Consider the following 16,607-nt stretch of genomic DNA (forward strand, 5'->3'; position numbering starts at 1 on the left):
TAGTTGTGGGAAATTTTTCGGATACTTATCTATCTGGTTACTGCATTCCTAACTTTCCGGGTGCAGGAACTTGGCACGAGTGGATGTACAACAAAATTGTAGAAGTTGGGGAAGAAGGGTTTAAGTTTGATTTGCCGGAATGGTCAGCGCAGGTATTTGTTTGAGCGCCGGAGAATTTATGCCTCCAGGCAGATGATCGGGGAAGTTGTACAACAGTAAATTGTATTTACGACTGGCGCACCAAACTCAACAAACCGGGTTTTTCTACCGGGGCGGATGTCTGGAAGATAGTTTTTTGTAGAAAAACCCGGTTTCTGCGTTCCAGAGTGCGATCGTAATTCCTGGTATTGAGAATAACAATTGCACCGCGACGTGCCACCTGTCAATTAACACATCAATTAACACAAACTTTGTGGGAGGACAAACTCTATGGGTTGGCTAAAAAGATTGTTTGGTTTAGAAAAACTTGAAAATCAAGAAACTGTTGACGCTCCTGCTTACCAAGCACCTGTAGCTCAAGCTCAAGCTCAAGCTCAACCTGCTGCGAGCGCTCAGACAGTTCCGGCGGAACGCATGGGATTGAATGGAGAATACGATGAAAGCGGTTTAGCTAAACGGGTAGCTCAGGCTTTTGATGCAAATCCAGATGTTGCAGATATTGAGACTGTTTATGTGGCTCAACACGGCTCTACGGTGGTTCTCAAAGGTACTGTTCCCGATCAGGCAATTGTCACCAAGCTGGTGACAATTGCTAAAGGTGTCAAGGGTGCAACTGGGGTGGAAACTAATCAAGTTACTGTAGGCTAGCGCGACAGTTGTTGCTAACATATAACAGTTAACAGTTAACTTTTACCAGTTAACTGTTAACTGTTATATGCTTTTCTGCATCTTGCGCTGTATTTTTCGGGCGGGCGAGATACCCCACAATAATTTCATCAAAATTGACTGTAAAATTTAGATGCGCCTGGGCTTAGCAATCGTCCTGACGATTAGGACGTTCTTCATTGCTGAAACATAAAATATTATATTGCTTCTGACTTCTTCCCTCCCGTAAATTGCTCGTTGCCGAACTTCCTTCTTTAATAAGTGTGTTTTTGAGTTATCTTTTTTTAATTAAAAAATATGACCGGGGAAACCTTAGAACCTACTCGCGGGAAATTAGAACGGAGTCTTTCGCAGAGGATTCAAGCTTTGTACCGTTCTCAACTCGGACAACAAACGAGTCAACCGCTATGCCATCTTTTGGATGACAAATTGATAATTGTGCTCGAAAATGGGGTTACTAAACCCGAAAAACTGCTGGCTGAGAACGGTCAGCAAGATTTGGCCGGGCAGGTGCGAACGCAATTAGAATCAGTCCTAGAAGGGCAACTGAAAGACTTAATAAAAGAGGTTTTGGGTGTGGGAGTAACTGATTTGCTCAGCGATGCGACCTTGGAGACGGGCCGCACCGGAACGATCGCAATTTTGGAGTCTGCACCTAAAGTTCGCGATTCTAGTTCCCAGTCTAAAACTCAACCTAAAACTCAACCTAAAACTCAACCAGAAACATCTGAGAGTTGATGTGCTGGCGGATAATTATTTCTAAATCCTTGATGTTAAAAGGTTTAGAAATGTATTCAACGCAGCCGGCTTTGAGAATCCGATCGCGGTCTTCTGCTTTTGCTAGTGCTGTGACAGCCACAACCGGAATATGTCTGAGATCCGGGTTTTGTTGGATGCGCTTTACTACTTCTAAACCGTCTATATCCGGCAGGCAAATGTCGAGTACGATTAGGTCGGGAGGTCGATCGACTGCTGCTGAAATAGCTGCGTAGCCGTCCGCGGCTCCCATGCACTCGCAGCCGAATAAATCGAGTATTTGTGTCAGCAGCTCTAAGTTGTCGTGATTGTCGTCTACAGCCAACACTAAAGGACGCTTGTCAACTGCCGATGGGTCGCTCAATACTAAAGGACGCTTGTCAACCGCCGATGGATCGCTATCTAAAAACGAGGATTCCAAATTATTTGTCCAAGTAGGATAGTTCATAAATGCCGATCGAAAAACGATCGAAAAAGGAGCAAAAACTTTTCCCCGAGGCATTCTTCAAGTGGCGCTCGGGCACTTGAAATAGATTGGCTCGTATTTGTAGCTCTCAGATGGCTAGTTACCGATTTAACCAGATTGTACAATAATCTCGTTACAAGCTGGGGCAAAGATAGCCAAAATCGATCGATCGCATAGCATCTGCTTAATTGTACCTATCCCAGCCCCATTTACCAACTTAGGCGCTATAGGTACGTCAGCCTTGGTAACAACACGCAATAAATACGGAAAATATTACCAATAAAGCATCTTAGCTTAATAGCATTGAATAGCGGCGGCCGCTTTTCAGGATACTCATAACATTAAACCTGGGTTCCCCTACATGGATCTACCTAGAGGAAGATTCTAACGGACACTTAATTTTCACAACTTCCACCTGCTGAGAGATACTTGTTACTCTACTTTATACTTCAATGTTTTTAAGTAGTAATCATCACACTTTAAGCCAGTAAAAAAAATTCAGTTTTTACTTAAGCTTTTTTACCGGATATTAACCTAGGAGGTTTAAATGACAATTCCAATCAGAGAGGACCTGACTTACATTTTGCTCAAAAAGATTGGCAGCGGCAACGGCAAGGGAGAGTCGGAAATTAGGAACGCAGCCGAAGAATATGTCGGTCACGAGGTGGCGGAAGCGGAATTGCTCGGTCATTTGGACTATCTCAACCAAAGGGAATTTATCAAAGCGGAGTTTAGTGGAGAGCCTTACGGAGGGCCTGAGTTATTGCCGCCTTTAGTCGCATTTCAAGAAGCTGATTTAACAGAAAAAGGCCGCAAACTGTTACAGAAAATGGAGACAAATCCTCCGAAGTCGCTCCACCAGGAAGGAGCGGCAGTCCCTATCGCTTCAAAGGATATGCCGTTTTTGGAAAAAGTGTTGGTAAAAGGTCACTTGGAGGATATTTTTGATGCCCGCGACATTACCGAAGTAGTGTACCGGGTCATGCGCGACGTGATGACAAAAGACGCCATCGAGCACGTGGAATCTGAATTGCACAAAGAAGTTTTGCCTACGGATGACAAAACCCTGCAACAAGAAATAGCAGACCTCTGGAAAGATACCAATCCGCTGGTGGGATTGCTGAGCCGGATACGTCAGCCTTTGACCGGCCCGCCTGCACCTGCGGGGATCGATGGCAATTTGTTTGCACGGAGGGTGGAACTAGAAGGCGCACTTCCTTCAGGAGTAAAACCGGAAACTGCGATCGCGGCTGTATTTTCCGCAACGAAGGATGAGCTGTCCGAGGAGCGAATTCAGGAAATAGCGGGCTTTTTGCCAGACAGAATTCGGGACATTTGGCAGTCGGCTTAACGCAATATTTCACAGTATAAATACTTACACGCTGGGTTGACGAACCAGTATTCTGCGCTTTTGAGCCAGAATGCTGTTACGTCAACCCGGTTTCTCTATATCTGTTGCCTTGTAATTCTGAAAGTATTTTGCAGTCAGGACTTCAGTCCCGATACCAACTCGATCGAGCTTTCGTCTTCACTACTTGTCCGATCGCTGATTCTTTCTCCTCTAACTGCTCTGAGAAACGCGGTTTCTCAGCGAAATTTGTCGGGAAACCAGATAATATCCCCACAAACCAAGTTGCTGGCTCCCGGGTTGGCTAAATCGAATAGATGTCGCGAAAGTGTTGTATTCTATAATACAGGGCGAGTGAAGACTGTGGCTCGCAAAGATGCTGTCAACAGCCCAGGAGCTCAAAACAGATGCCCCGCACAAAAGTTAGACAAATGTTGCAATCGGCTTTAGAACAAGAGATTTTACTGAATCGAATTACCAATCGCATCCGCAATTCTTTAGAACTGCAAGAGATTTTGATGACAACCACCCGAGAAATCCGCAGCTTTTTAGCGAGCGATCGGGTAAAAATTTATCGCTTTGAGTCCGACGGTAGCGGTGAGGTCATTGCTGAGTCCATCAACGGCGACAGCTTGTCATCTCTGCTGGGTTTGCGCTTTCCACCAGGCGACATTCCCAATAGTGCCCGGGAAATGTTTCTCAAAGCGCGGCAGCGAGTGATTGTAGATGTGGAATTGAAGCATCAAATAATTAATCGTTTAGATTCTCTTGAAACCGGCAAAACTTTAGCAGTTGAAGATATTAGCTATCGTCCTGTAGACCCCTGTCACGCTGAATATCTGAAGGCTATGGGGGCACGTTCTTCTCTGACGGTGCCGATTTTGCATCAAAATCAGCTTTGGGGGCTGTTGGTTTCTCACCACAGCCAACCGAAACGGTTTAGCGATCGAGAATTGAAAATGGTGCAGTTGCTTGTGGATCAACTTTCAATTGCGATCGCCCAATCCTTTCTGCTCAGTCAAGCTCGACAGCAAGCGCGCGACGAAGCCGTTGTCAACCAAATTACCAGTTTGCTGCACTCTCCTCTAGAACTAACCGAAATTCGGCAAACAGTTCTCGAACAAACTGTCAGCCATTTGGATGGTTCGGGAGGGCGACTGTACATTGCAGCCGAGTTTGGCGATCGGCCGGCTTTACTTTATACCTGCGGTCAGCAGCCCCGGGACATCGACCTTGAACTCAGCCCGTTTTGGCAGCAGATCATGGGGTTTCCCAACCAAGACGATCGAGCAAAAATTCCTGATACCAGCCAATTAGGTTATTTTCAAAATATATATTCCCAGCATTACAGTTCAATTGACAAAAATATTTCTAGTTTAATCGTACCCCACTTGTACGCGATTTCCGATATTTCTAAAGAACCTCAAATCAAATCTTTATCTGCTAATTTTATCGAAGCTTCCATTCGATCGTTTTTGGCAGTACCGCTGCAATACGGCCAACAGTGCATCGGCTGTCTCACCATTTTTCGCAGCGCTATAGAAACCGAAATTATGTGGGCGGGCCGTTGCAGTTCCGACGCCCGGAGCGATCGTCCCCGACAGTCCTTTGCAGCTTGGAAAGAAATCAAAACCGGCGAAACTCAACCGTGGAGCAGCGAGGAACAGAAGCTAGCAAAAGCTTTAGGAACTCACCTGTACATGGCTGCAATGCAGAGGCGCGTCGAGGCGATGATCCGACATCAAGCTTCTCACGACTCATTAACCGGTTTACCTAATAGATTGCTGTTTAATGAAAGGCTGTCTTTAGCTTTAGCTAGCGCTCACCAAAACGCCGAAATGCTGGGGGTGATCTTTCTAGATTTGGATAGATTTAAAAATGTTAACGATACTCTCGGACACCCAGTGGGCGATTTGTTGCTGCAAAGTGTATCTCGGCGTTTGAGTAACTGTTTGCGCGCGGGAGATTCTATTGCCCGTTGGGGCGGGGATGAATTTACCGTGCTGCTGTACAATCTCAACAGCCGTGAGGAAGCAACTAAGATTTGCCAGCTAATTATCCAGAGTTTAAGCAGTCCTTTTGATTTTGAGGGTCTAGAACTTTATACTAAGGCTAGCTTGGGAATTGCTTTGGCTCCTTACGACGGAGAAGATGCAGAAACGTTGCTGAAAAATGCTGATGCTGCGATGTACAAAGCTAAACAGAAAGGTCGGAATAATTATCAGTTTTACACGCGGGCGATCGGCAGTAAAGTCTCCGAGGATCTTAACTTAGAAAATCATCTTTACAAAGCTCTGAAAAAATCCGAGTTTGTGCTCCACTATCAACCGCAAATAAACTTAAATACTCGCCAAATAGTCGGCATGGAAGCTCTGATTCGCTGGCAGCATCCCGAACGCGGCTTGATTTCTCCCGATCGATTTATTCCCTTAGCTGAGGAAACAGGATTAATCTGCCAAATTGACGAATGGGTGATGCGGACTGCTTGCTTGCAAAATCGAGCGTGGCAGTTACTGGGATTGCCACCGATGCGGATAGCTGTGAATTTATCAGGCCGGCAGTTTCTGCAATCTAACACGGTAAAAACTATTGCTGAAATTTTATCAGAAACCAAGTTAAATCATCAGTATTTAGAAATAGAAATTACCGAAAGCGTTGCCATGACAGATGTGAATGTAACGGTGTCGGTATTGCAGCAGTTGCAGGAAATGGGAATTCAAATTTCTCTGGACGATTTTGGCACCGGTTATTCTTCGCTGTGGTCTCTGAAAAACTTTCCGCTCAATAATTTAAAAATAGACAAATCCTTCGTGGCTGATTTGGTGAACGGCAGCAGCGGTGCTACTATTGTGAAACTGGCGATCGCCTTGGGACAGGGCCTGAATTTACAGGTGATTGCTGAGGGAGTAGAAACAGCAGAACAGTTGGCTTTTTTGCAGTCGCATCAGTGCAATATGGGTCAGGGTTACTTCTTTAGCAAACCAATACCGGCGGAGGCCATAACCCAATTGTGCCGAGAAAATCAACCTGCTGGGACAATAAGTAGTTTAAATTAACAATCAGGAAGCGGAAGGAAGAAGGAAGAAGGAAGAAGGAAGAAGGAAGAAGGAAGAAGGAAGAAGGAAGAAGGAAGAAGGAAGAAGGAAGAAGCAGTAATAGCAATGGTTTCAGCGATTAAAAATGTCCTGACCGTCTTGGCGGTTGCTATAGATAAAAAGCTGTCAAATAACCCTTATAAGTTTGTAGTGATCGCATCCTTTCTGGGAGTTTGAGGGTAATAATAAAAAACTCAAGTCCTTACTACAAACAGTTTTTTGAAGGTTGGTAGTTAGGACTTTAGTCATCATATTTTTGAAAGGCAAATCAGTGCTTTCGACGCCTGAAAGCTTACTGCCAAACAAACACTTTTGCTTCGTATTCCGGCAAGTCGATCATAAGATTGTTATCGCCCGATTCAATATCATAATTCCCCGTCCATTCGTGCCAAGTTCCGTTTTCCGGGAAGTGGGGAACGCTGTAACCAGCTAGATAATTTTCCGACCAATTCACCACTACTACAACTCTCGAACCTTCATCGTTCCAGCGAGCGTAAGCAAAAACTTTCGAGTCGGGGTCTTCGTGGAAAAACTCGATGTTTTCTGTGTAAAGTGCTTGGTTATTTTTGCGCAGGTGAATCAAGCCTTTGTAGTATTCCCACAAACCTTTATTCATGTCATTTCCTAGCAGCGTCCAGTCAATTTTAGATTGCTCGATTGTTTTGGCTTTGTATTCGCCAAATTCTTCGCCCATCCAAATCAGCGGCACGCCAACTGCTGTCATTAACACCACGGTTCCCAACTTCGCCCGCTTGAATGCTGCTTCATCCAAAATCCCGCGATCGCCCAATTCGGCAAAAACGCGATCGTGGTCGTGATTGCTCAGATAATTCACTACATTCGTAGCACCCAAGTAACCTTGCCGCTTGCAGTCGATTACCTCTTTGAGGCGTTCTAAATCAAAATTGTCGCCGCAGAGTTGTGGAATTATGGAGTGATAGAAACTGTCGTGCCAGCAGCCGTCCATCGGCCCGTCTAGATTCGTGATGCTGGGCTCGTCGGGAATGTATTCGGCAACGGTGTAAAACGGTTTGGGGCCGGCGGCATTTTTGGCTTCTTGAACGACCCAGTGCATGAAATCGTAGTTGGCAATTTGTCGCGCGGCGTCGAAACGAATGCCGTCGAGATGATATTCTTGAATCCAGAAGCGGACTGTATCGCCAGCAAATCTGCGTGCCGGGAAAGTTCCTAAGTTTTCGTCGTAGAATTCGTAGTTAAATTCCGGGCCCCAATTGTTGTCTGGATCGCGGGGTTCGTGGTGGTACCAATAATCGTGATCGATTTGAGTGAGGGGGCTCGACGCTTCCGAGTGGTTGTAAATCCCGTCCATGATGACGCGAATCCCGCGCCCGTGACACTCGTCTATCAGGTTTTTGAGCTCTTCTGTGGTTCCGTAGCTGGACTCGGCAGCGAAGAAGTAGCGGGGGTTGTAGCCCCAACTGTAGTCGCCCGGGTATTCTTTGAGGGGCATGAGTTCGATCGCGTTGATGCCGAGTTCGACTAGGTAATCGAGTTTTTCGACGACGTGCTTGTACTGGCCGCGGGCCAGGGGATCGGCTTCACCGCCGGAAAAGTCGGCAACGTGCATTTCGTAAATCACTAATTCCCGATCGGCCGGCAGCGGTTTGTCGTCGTGTTTCCAGACGTAGGTATCGACAATGCGATCGCCGTCTTTGATCCGAACCAGGCCGTTTTGAGTGGGATCGTCGATGTCAGTCGCGTAGGGATCGACCACATCTACCCACTGATCGGCTTCTAGAAACCAGCTTTTGGACTGAACGCGGAATTTGTATTGATAAACGCCATCCTCCAACTCAACTCGCGTGCGAAAATAACCTTCTTCGTCCTTTTCCATCGGGATCTCTTCCCAATTAGAAAAAGAGCCAATCAAGGTAGCTCCTTTGTTGTAAGGAGCAAATAACTTGAATTCAATTGGAGCGGCCATAATACCTCTTTCTAAAATATTTCAGTAGCAGTTGATACTTTTAATTTTTCAAATTTAAGCGAACTCTGCATCGCTCTGCGGATATAATTTCTTTAAGGCTTAACTATTCCTAAAAGTATGGTAATCTTGCCTCTGCCGCTGCATTTTATGAAGTGAAATTGCGCAATATCGGCAGTGCGATCGGAATGTATCTAACTTGTTATTACTCGATAATAACTAATACTAAACTGACAATTATTTTGCATCTATCTTAAGGTATATTTACTTAATACAAATATTATTTAAAATATCTGCACTGGGATAGATGCAATTTGAAATGATAGCGTTTTTTAACAGGAAGCAATTCGCCGATCGGTACTCCGGGCGCATTTTACTTTTTCGGTAACAATTAGTCAGCCTGTGCTGCGTGCGCCTCCTACATTTTCGCCAGTAAGGTGCGCACTGCGCACCCTACTTTTAACTTGATTTTGCCTGATGATAAGGCTTCATCCAACCAAGCCAGAACGCAGGGCGAGAACGGCTGCTTGAGTGCGGTCATCAGCGCACAGCTTGTTCAGAATATTGCGGACGTGAGTCTTCACTGTACCGACAGTAATGTAAAGTTTTTCGGCGATTGCAGCATTGCTGTAACCCTGCACGATCAGTTCCAAAACCTCTAATTCCCGCTCGGTTAAAGGGTAAGTCTCAATAATGTGACTGAACTCGGGTTCGGCAGCCTTAATTGTGACTCTTTTGCCCTCAGCCTTCGGTTCTTCCGGCGCTGACTCCTTAGTGCGAGCTTGTTTCAGGACGATGCGGGCGATCGCCGGATCGATCCAAGAGTTACCTTCGTGAGTGACTTTTACTACATCCAACAACTGATCGAAGCTGATATCTTTCATGCAGTAAGAGTCAGCTCCGGCGGCAAAAGCTGCCAGAACTTCTTCTTCATTGTCCTGAAAAGTCAGAATCAAAATTTTGGTATCCGGATCGGACTCGGCTACCGATTTTTTAAACTTTTGTGTCAATTCAATACCGTCAAAATCCGGCAAGCCAATGTCTACAATTGCCACGTCAGGTTTTGAAGACTGAAGCAGTTTCAATCCCTCAGTAGCGTTAGCGGCATCCCCGACAACTTCTATCGTGTCACGCTGTTGTAAAGCTGTGCGGATGCCGACTCTTGTCAGGTCGTGGTCTTCTATCAAAGCAACGCGAATTTTACTCATCTTTTTTCCAATAGTCCGCTAAACTTTAAAAATATCGTCAATTGACTCAGCCTAACTGAGCAAATTTGAGAAGGTGTCCGGATTTAGGGTTTGACAGGCCGCACATCATTTTTAAGCATACTCATCCAGCCGCCAAGAAAGCAAGTTAAGTTTCAAGTTATTTTGCGGCGATCGCCTGCACGAGTCCGATCGGGACAGGTAAGCTCTCAATGTTTTTATAGTTTAACTGAATAATGCCATTGTCCGCCCCTTGATAGAGGTAAAGATACCACTACCCAGATAGATTTAAAGTATAAAAAATTTTGATGCACTTTGGTCGTCAAAATCAATAAAGCTAGCAGCATGAGTCTTTAGCCGTTGTTAGGGCTCAAGTTCAATGCTTATTGATAAAACCTCTTATGAGTCACTCTCACGGCAATAACTTTTTTCGCTCGGAGTTTTCCGGCGCGGAAATATTACAGGAAGTATCTGATATAATCTCTCCTTTACAGCAAGTTGGCGACAGCGAAACTCAGGACCATCGCCTGTTACAGGCAATTCCTGACATTGTTTGGAAAGCAAATGCCAACGGCTGGGCGACTTATTTAGGTCAGCGCTGGGAGGAGTACACGGGGGTACCAGCAGCAGTAGCTTTGGGTTTTGGCTATTTGGCGCGCGTTCACCCTGAAGACCGCGCTCGTCTGTTGGCGCAAGCGCGCACTTCTGAGTTCCCGCCGGAAAGTTACGAAATTCTATTTCGCCTGCAAACGCGAGAGGGCACTTACCGCTGGAACCTGGCCAGAGGAGCGCCCGCTAACCCAGACAATCAGGAATTTGTGGAGTGGGTGGGAACCTACAGAGATATGGAAGCGATCGAACAAACTCAAGCCGAGCCGCAAGCAGAACCAGAATTTTGGCGCCATCAAGCGCGCTCGGAAGCTAACTTCAGAGCAGAAAATTTGTACCAAGCCCAGACGCTAATGGACGCTGGGCAGGATTTGCGGGCGATCGAGAGATTTACAAGTCTGTTGAGCCAGCGCGCGGGTAACTTGTGCCAGTTGTTGCAAGCGATCGCGGACGCAACTTTAGAGGCGATCGCCGGAGCTGAATTTTGCCTAGTTGCCCTCCCGGAGAACGATTCCAACGGCCTGAAACTCAGGGCTGTCGGGGGCGTGGAAAACTTTGCACGTGCGGGCAAAATTCCGCACGTGCAAAACAAGCTGCTGTGGAAAGCATTTGCCACGGGAGAGTCTCTACTGTGGCGATCGGAGTGCGACGGCTGGCTGCCGGCGGCGGCCTGTGCAGCGGCGATCGAGTCGGGGGAAACGGGGCGTTTGGGCGTGTTGGCGATAGGCAACGGGAAAGACAGCACGGCGATTGACAGGGAAACTCAGCAACTGCTGGCGGTTATGGGAAAACAAGCTGCTATGGCAATTAACAGCGCGCGGGCGATCGAAAAATTAAAAAAGCAGGAACAGCTTTTAGAGTTGCAAAACGAGCTGCTAATTCGCCAGCAGGAAGAACTGGAACATCAGGGTAGGCTCATTCAACAGCAAAAATTGCAACTGCTAGAAGCAGCCAAGTTAAAATCGCAATTTTTGGGCACCGTGTCCCACGAATTGCTAACTCCCATGAATGGGATTATCGGCTTTTCCCAATTGCTGCTGCGCCAGCACAAACAATTGCTGACCCCCAAGCAAACAGAGATGGTGGGGCGCATTTTAGATAACGGCCAAAACCTGCTAGTGCTGATTAAAGATATCCTCGACCTCTCCAAAATCGAGAGCGGCAGCACAGAATTAGAAACTGAAGAATTTGATTTAGCGCATTTAGTAATGAATGTCGCCCTGGAATTTGGAAATCAAGCCACGGACAAAAATGTGGCAATGTTTGTCAGCGTGTGCTTGCAGAATCAGCTTATAGTTAATGACAAGTGGCGCCTGCGACAAGTTTTGGTCAATCTCATTTCTAACGCGGTTAAATTCACGCATCGGGGCAGTATTTGGATTGAGGCGCGGGAATTAAATGGCGATCGGCTAAGTATCACCGTTCGGGATACAGGAATCGGCATCGGTGAAACCGAACTGCCCGAAATTTTCGACAAATTCCATCAAGCCGACCAAAGCACAACCCGCCAATATCCAGGCACCGGTTTAGGACTAGCCATTAGTGCCTCTTTAGTCAAAATGATGAACGGCACAATTACTGTCGAAAGCCAACCCAAAAAAGGTTCGACATTTCGGATAGAATTTCCGCGAACTACTAACCCTAAAAAACTCCAGTCCTGACTGCAAACATTTTTTATACTAATTCTCAAAAATAGGGCTATATATAGATTCTTCTACGGGAGCCGCTGTAGGGAAACGGCAAGCCTTAAGCCGAGCGCGGGGTTCTGCGATTTTCAATAATTGGTATAAGATTGATGATTGTAGCAAGAGTTTTTTAAACTGGTACTATATTTACAGCAGATTGGTGACATCAAGAGTGATGTATTTGCTGCGAGCGATCGCCAAGCAATCGCGATAGCGGGCAATGACATACTACAGCCGTGCCAATAAAAAAAGCAAGTATTAAAACCGGATTTAGTATACATACCTGCGGACATAATGAGGTTTATTTATGCCCGCTAATTATAGAAAATCTGGTTTTAATCCCTCCTTTATTCTTCAGTCTGCGGAGGACGATCGGCGAAGCTCAGTCGAGCCGCAGGCTGCGTTTGACTCTATGCAGCGGTTTGAACCGCCAAGTTCGATCTAAAGACTAGAAGTTTTCCCTACTTCTGCCTGAGTATCAATTGGTTTAACATCGGTGTAGCCCATATTATTAGCTACGTCGCGCAGCACCGAAATTTGCTGTTCAAACTCAAGACCTTCAATTTGACCCAACACGCCATTGACAGCCTCAGTTGCCTCATATCCTTCGGGGATATCTACAATTTTTTCCCCCATACCAATAGCCCAAGCATACCAAACCACCAACTGATTGTTAGCAGTTAAAGCTCCGTAAGCGTGAGAATACGGCGTGTTGTCGCGGTTGACAATACCTCTCATTATATTCAGTTGTTCGTCATGAGAAAGCTTGTAAAAATCATCAAGCAGCACGGGAGCTAATTCAGGTTCAGCGGCGGCGGGAGCGGCTGGTGTAATTGAATCTCCCATTTTTTCATAAACAAAGTAGAGCAGCGCCAGTTTTTCATCTGTACCCAACCCGTTGATGGTCTGAAGGATGTTTTGAGTGTCGTTGGAAAGAGAGTGAGGATTGGTCGCGGCGGGTGAGTTCATAAATCAAATTCCTTAAAAGTGCTTCCAGAATATATAAATATCAAGATTTGTAAGTGCAAGTCACCATCCCCGAGAGGTAATACGATTTGAGATTTGAGATTTGAGATTTGAGATTAAACAATGTGGAATAGCTTAGTATGTATGGGTTTGGAGCTTGCATAAACTCGCATTTCTTTCGGAAACTGATGTAATGTTGAGCCGCTATCCTATAATAAATCATCCTTAAGATACAAGCCAACGATACATCTGCGGGTAGATGAAAAAGCATTGGATTTAAGTAAAGATAGATAAAGTGAATTGTTAAATAAAACTACCAAGGAGTCGGCTATGTCTGAAATCAATACAGAACCAAATAACACAGAAAGCTTTGACGCTGCTCAGATCGCTGAAAGCGCGGAAGCTGGAGAACAAAAGTTGCCGACCGTTAATGTATCAGCAGACTACGAAGCTTCAAAAGAATTTAGCGTTAGTGAAATCGATCGCACGGGTGCCGGCGCCGAAGCTGCCGCCGCTGCAACTGCACCTAAATTTGCTGTTCCCGCTCCTAAAGAGGTCGCAAAGCCGGCTGATTCCAGCAGCAATCCCGCTGATTTTCGTTCGATGGCTCAGGAAGTTAATCCCGAAGGTGTACCGGGCGATGTTACCGACGATTTGATCGAGAAAGCGATCGATCTTGGTACTCCCGGCAGTTAATTTAGAAATTCTCCATCCTCAATCCAAAACCTCTGTATTGTAGAGTGCTGGTGGCGCGCCTTAACCCTATAATTCGCGCGTCAAACCACTTTTTCATAAGTCTTGAATTCTCAATTGAATGCACGATAAGCTGCAATACAGTAGGGACACAACAATGTTGTGTCCTTTAAAGCTGCAATAGGGTAGGGACAAAACATTGTTGTGTGCTTAAAGCGTTAATTTTAAGTCTCCCTAATCGCTTACTTTTAAATCGATCGCCCGACTAATTTTGCCGACAGTGCGATCGCTCAAAACTTCAATTACTAAATCCACCCGATCGCCCTCCTCAACCATCGACTTAATAAATAACTCGGGATGCAGCGCTTTCCAGAAATATTCGACAAACCGATGAATTTCGGCCTCTGACATTCCCGACTTCCCCGCCGCCATCATTTCCTGTTCCGCCTGATTGCGCCACACTTGAGAAATGCGATAATCTTGGGGATACAAAACCATCAAACGATCTAATCGGTTCCACAGCGGCAAATAGTCGTGCAGCTTCGCATTCATATCGCGCGCAAACTGACAGTCGCCCTCTGTGGAAATCGGAAACGGTGCACTCGCCAAAAACTCGTTCAATTTGGCATCAACCACCGGATTTATGCCGACAAACCAACCTTCAAAAAGCACAATATCCGCACCGGAAATAATTTCCGGTTGACTTCTATCTCCTGCACCTCCGCAGGCAGATTTGTCAAACCTGGGAATTTCTATATTTTTAATTATATCCGGTTTTAGGGCATAAGATTTGGGACTGTCAACTGCTGCTAATTCGCGAGTTTGAGAACGGCGCAACTTGTCTAAAACTGCGATTCCCAAGTCAATATCGTGAGTGCCGGGGGGGCCGCGCCAAATTAAACGCGGGTCGGCTTTTTGGAGTTTTTGGCGATCGGCATAAGTCTTGTAAAGATCGTCTAAAGAAAGGCTGACAGTAGAATATCCCAATTTTCCCAGAATTAGCTTCAAAACTTGGCATAAAGTAGTTTTTCCCGTTCCTTGCCCTCCTAAAATTCCTTGAATTAAAGGACGGTTTAAACTTTGTTTGTCAGTCGATAATTGCATTGCCAGCGGCAGCCAAAGATTCCACAAAGTTTCGAGAAAAACAGTTGATTTCAGCGGCAAAGTATGCAGTTCGTCCAGAAGAGAAAAGAATAAATCGGTTTTGCAGCGGACAACATCGGCTGCATTGTCGGGAGTAATGCCAAAAGCGCGCGATCGCACATCATCCGCAAGTTCCCAACTTACCAGGATCTCGAAGTCGCGAGCGATCCTCTTCGCGGGCTTTCCTTCGGATCGCAACGCTTTCGCTAACGGGCGATCCTCTTCGTTGGCGTAGCCCCCGTAGGGGCGGGCTTCGCTAACGCCCGCTTGCCACCGGTGTAAAATGTCAACAGGGGTTACAGTCGATCGATTCATCAGCTCAAAACTCTCGCTAGCGGGGGCTGGTTTTGTACAAATACTATCCGCAACTGACAAATATTTAATCCTAAACCCGCGCCGATTCAAAAAGTTTTTAAGAGCCTAGTTTGAAAGCCTCCACAAATAAATTGTAAGTCAGGCCAATTTTCAGAGCATGGAGCATCTCCACCCAAAAAGAACGGGCTACAGGCCGCGGGCCGCCGTAAACCAGCCAGTTCGCCAACTCCGTCAACAACACCAACAGCCCGGCCGCGATAATATCCCAATCAGCAGATTGTCCGGCGATCGTCGAAATAGCTGTTCCCAAAAAAGTGCCGAACAGCAGACTGATTAGCAGGAGGGAAATCCGCCGCCAAGGATTGCTCAGCCAGCCTCGAAATCGCTCGCCCAGAACATCAATCAATCTGTTAATTCGGGTATTCTGCATAAAAGTTATACAATTTGAGATTCGAGATTCGAGATTTTCGATTGGGAATGACTAATGACTATTGAGGTTTGGATCGCGGGTCTATAGTAGTATTTTGTTTTAAAACTGGTATTAAAAGTTATACCGATGAGTCAAAAAATGCCGTTCCCGACAAAATCCAAATCGTTACCGGGGTCAGTATGTCCCAATCTAAAATCTAAGATTTAACATCTAAAATGGTATTGAGCGATCGCCGAATTATAGCCGAGAACGGTCAATTACTTAAGTGTAACTGTATCTTGTTGTACAGCAGCCCCTGGTTCTACATTAAAAATAGTTATGACTAATTGGGCGTGCAGTCTATCCTTTAAGCCTAAAATTTATGAAACTTAAAATTTACCAGATCGTAATTGCAGTGTCGATCCTCCTATTTACAGGAATGTTTCTAGGACGTTTTGAAATCACGATCTCCAACGGTTCAAATCTGCCGAGCGATTTGCCCTCCCCAGCCACCGCACTCCCCCCAACACCCCCCGTTTCCCGAGTCGCGACAGCTTCGGCAGAGACAGCCAAAAAGCCCAAACCCGACTCCATACCAACCCCCCCAGAGTCAGAGGAGGAATTGCTTTCCTCAATCCCTGCAAATACTAAAGCCACCGGCAGTCTGCGCGTCAGCAACCGCAGCGAACACCCTGTGCGAGTGGCCCTGCTGTCGAAAATGCAAGCCGAGAAATCCTACGGCAAACCGGCGCACTGGGATTTTGCGCCCGGGGAAGGCGGCGGCAAGGGACTGATGCTATCGCTGCCGGAGGGCAAGCTACAAATCAAACAGGGAGACATTTTGGTTGTTTTTGCTCAGGATGGTTCTCGCCGCTACTGGGGGCCTTACGTCGCCGGGGAGACAGCCTCGCCCGCTTGGAACAGCACAGCCGGAGAATGGCAATTAATTTTGCAGCCTTGAACCCTTAGCTGCAGGTGCCGAGATTTTGGTCTAGAAAGCCGGTCGATCCGGTCTTGTTGAGAATAATGCCGCTATGGGAGGTTAAACTCACATAGCGGCATCATTATAAAGAACAGGCAAGATGCCTGTGAAGCGAAGAGTGAATTTTTTTGTGGGGTGGGCAGGAGAGCCCGCCCATAAAAGCCTTGT

16 protein-coding genes are annotated in these 16,607 nt (G+C 46.3%); 9 read left to right on the forward strand and 7 right to left on the reverse strand.

All coding sequences use genetic code 11. The annotated features are described in order from the left end of the window. The first annotated feature begins 5 nt into the window (after window positions 1-5). Entirely contained in the window at window positions 6-164 is a 159-nt protein-coding gene (locus QUA54_RS20410) for a hypothetical protein (RefSeq protein ID WP_333416057.1), read from the forward strand. A 62-nt stretch (window positions 165-226) separates the two neighbouring features. On the opposite strand, the gene QUA54_RS20415 is transcribed toward QUA54_RS20410, so the two are convergent. Next, entirely contained in the window at window positions 227-379 is a 153-nt protein-coding gene (locus QUA54_RS20415) for a hypothetical protein (protein WP_333416058.1), read from the reverse strand. A gap of 50 nt (window positions 380-429) precedes the next feature. On the opposite strand from QUA54_RS20415, the gene QUA54_RS20420 reads away from it, so the two are divergent. Continuing rightward, entirely contained in the window at window positions 430-807 is a 378-nt protein-coding gene (locus QUA54_RS20420; protein WP_172190371.1) for a BON domain-containing protein, read from the forward strand. Between the two features lie 315 nt (window positions 808-1,122). Beyond that, window positions 1,123-1,563 carry a DUF2294 domain-containing protein gene (locus tag QUA54_RS20425; RefSeq protein WP_333416059.1) on the forward strand — a complete coding sequence of 147 codons (441 nt, stop codon included), beginning with the start codon at window positions 1,123-1,125 and terminating at the stop codon, window positions 1,561-1,563. Here the strand turns inward: QUA54_RS20425 and QUA54_RS20430 are convergent. Beyond that, the gene (locus QUA54_RS20430) at window positions 1,532-2,083 is read right to left on the reverse strand and encodes a response regulator (protein ID WP_333416060.1); all 552 of its coding nucleotides are present in this window, start codon (window positions 2,081-2,083) and stop codon (window positions 1,532-1,534) included. The two genes, QUA54_RS20425 and QUA54_RS20430, sit on opposite strands and share 32 nt — an antisense overlap. A 511-nt stretch (window positions 2,084-2,594) precedes the next feature. Here QUA54_RS20430 and QUA54_RS20435 point away from each other — a divergent pair. Next, complete coding sequence (locus tag QUA54_RS20435) at window positions 2,595-3,398, forward strand: DUF2267 domain-containing protein (RefSeq protein ID WP_333416061.1); 804 nt, start codon at window positions 2,595-2,597, stop codon at window positions 3,396-3,398. Between the two features lie 404 nt (window positions 3,399-3,802). Next, on the forward strand, window positions 3,803-6,451 hold the full coding sequence (locus QUA54_RS20440) for an EAL domain-containing protein (protein ID WP_333416062.1): 2,649 nt from the start codon (window positions 3,803-3,805) through the stop codon (window positions 6,449-6,451). 331 nt (window positions 6,452-6,782) lie between these two features. Here the strand turns inward: QUA54_RS20440 and QUA54_RS20445 are convergent, their stop codons facing one another. Beyond that, a complete protein-coding gene (locus QUA54_RS20445; RefSeq protein ID WP_333416063.1) occupies window positions 6,783-8,435 on the reverse strand; it encodes an alpha-amylase family glycosyl hydrolase in 1,653 nt (550 codons plus the stop codon). A 485-nt stretch (window positions 8,436-8,920) separates the two neighbouring features. Continuing rightward, the gene (locus tag QUA54_RS20450) at window positions 8,921-9,640 is read right to left on the reverse strand and encodes a response regulator (RefSeq protein WP_172190274.1); all 720 of its coding nucleotides are present in this window, start codon (window positions 9,638-9,640) and stop codon (window positions 8,921-8,923) included. Window positions 9,641-10,038: 398 nt separating this feature from the next. Here QUA54_RS20450 and QUA54_RS20455 point away from each other — a divergent pair, with 398 nt between their 5' ends. Next, a complete protein-coding gene (locus QUA54_RS20455) occupies window positions 10,039-11,907 on the forward strand; it encodes an ATP-binding protein (RefSeq protein ID WP_333416064.1) in 1,869 nt (622 codons plus the stop codon). Window positions 11,908-12,238: 331 nt separating this feature from the next. After that, a complete protein-coding gene (locus tag QUA54_RS20460; RefSeq protein ID WP_333416065.1) occupies window positions 12,239-12,376 on the forward strand; it encodes a hypothetical protein in 138 nt (45 codons plus the stop codon). Here the strand turns inward: QUA54_RS20460 and QUA54_RS20465 are convergent. Next, a complete protein-coding gene (locus tag QUA54_RS20465; protein ID WP_333192870.1) occupies window positions 12,373-12,900 on the reverse strand; it encodes an orange carotenoid protein N-terminal domain-containing protein in 528 nt (175 codons plus the stop codon). The genes QUA54_RS20460 and QUA54_RS20465 overlap by 4 nt on opposite strands. Window positions 12,901-13,227: 327 nt before the next feature. Here QUA54_RS20465 and QUA54_RS20470 point away from each other — a divergent pair, with 327 nt between their 5' ends. Beyond that, complete coding sequence (locus tag QUA54_RS20470; protein ID WP_333416066.1) at window positions 13,228-13,593, forward strand: hypothetical protein; 366 nt, start codon at window positions 13,228-13,230, stop codon at window positions 13,591-13,593. Between the two features lie 231 nt (window positions 13,594-13,824). On the opposite strand, the gene QUA54_RS20475 is transcribed toward QUA54_RS20470, so the two are convergent. Then, a complete protein-coding gene (locus QUA54_RS20475; protein ID WP_333416067.1) occupies window positions 13,825-15,048 on the reverse strand; it encodes a glycerate kinase in 1,224 nt (407 codons plus the stop codon). Between the two features lie 97 nt (window positions 15,049-15,145). Next, a complete protein-coding gene (locus QUA54_RS20480; RefSeq protein ID WP_333192867.1) occupies window positions 15,146-15,478 on the reverse strand; it encodes a DUF565 domain-containing protein in 333 nt (110 codons plus the stop codon). Between the two features lie 361 nt (window positions 15,479-15,839). On the opposite strand from QUA54_RS20480, the gene QUA54_RS20485 reads away from it, so the two are divergent. Next, window positions 15,840-16,418 (forward strand): hypothetical protein, encoded by a 579-nt coding sequence (locus QUA54_RS20485; protein ID WP_333416068.1) that lies wholly within the window; start codon window positions 15,840-15,842, stop codon window positions 16,416-16,418. Window positions 16,419-16,607 lie beyond the last annotated feature (189 nt).

Source organism: Microcoleus sp. MOSTC5 (genome assembly GCF_036701825.1).
Taxonomy (GTDB): Bacteria; Cyanobacteriota; Cyanobacteriia; order Cyanobacteriales; family Microcoleaceae; genus Microcoleus; species Microcoleus asticus.

Coding starts and splice junctions, on each gene's coding strand:
- QUA54_RS20420 (WP_172190371.1), top strand. CDS start 430: ATGGGTTGGCTAAAAAGATTGTTTGGTTTAGAAAAACTTGAAAATCAA.
- QUA54_RS20425 (WP_333416059.1), top strand. CDS start 1,123: ATGACCGGGGAAACCTTAGAACCTACTCGCGGGAAATTAGAACGGAGT.
- QUA54_RS20430 (WP_333416060.1), bottom strand. CDS start 2,083: ATGCCTCGGGGAAAAGTTTTTGCTCCTTTTTCGATCGTTTTTCGATCG.
- QUA54_RS20435 (WP_333416061.1), top strand. CDS start 2,595: ATGACAATTCCAATCAGAGAGGACCTGACTTACATTTTGCTCAAAAAG.
- QUA54_RS20440 (WP_333416062.1), top strand. CDS start 3,803: ATGCCCCGCACAAAAGTTAGACAAATGTTGCAATCGGCTTTAGAACAA.
- QUA54_RS20445 (WP_333416063.1), bottom strand. CDS start 8,435: ATGGCCGCTCCAATTGAATTCAAGTTATTTGCTCCTTACAACAAAGGA.
- QUA54_RS20450 (WP_172190274.1), bottom strand. CDS start 9,640: ATGAGTAAAATTCGCGTTGCTTTGATAGAAGACCACGACCTGACAAGA.
- QUA54_RS20455 (WP_333416064.1), top strand. CDS start 10,039: ATGAGTCACTCTCACGGCAATAACTTTTTTCGCTCGGAGTTTTCCGGC.
- QUA54_RS20460 (WP_333416065.1), top strand. CDS start 12,239: ATGCCCGCTAATTATAGAAAATCTGGTTTTAATCCCTCCTTTATTCTT.
- QUA54_RS20465 (WP_333192870.1), bottom strand. CDS start 12,900: ATGAACTCACCCGCCGCGACCAATCCTCACTCTCTTTCCAACGACACT.
- QUA54_RS20470 (WP_333416066.1), top strand. CDS start 13,228: ATGTCTGAAATCAATACAGAACCAAATAACACAGAAAGCTTTGACGCT.
- QUA54_RS20475 (WP_333416067.1), bottom strand. CDS start 15,048: ATGAATCGATCGACTGTAACCCCTGTTGACATTTTACACCGGTGGCAA.
- QUA54_RS20480 (WP_333192867.1), bottom strand. CDS start 15,478: ATGCAGAATACCCGAATTAACAGATTGATTGATGTTCTGGGCGAGCGA.
- QUA54_RS20485 (WP_333416068.1), top strand. CDS start 15,840: ATGAAACTTAAAATTTACCAGATCGTAATTGCAGTGTCGATCCTCCTA.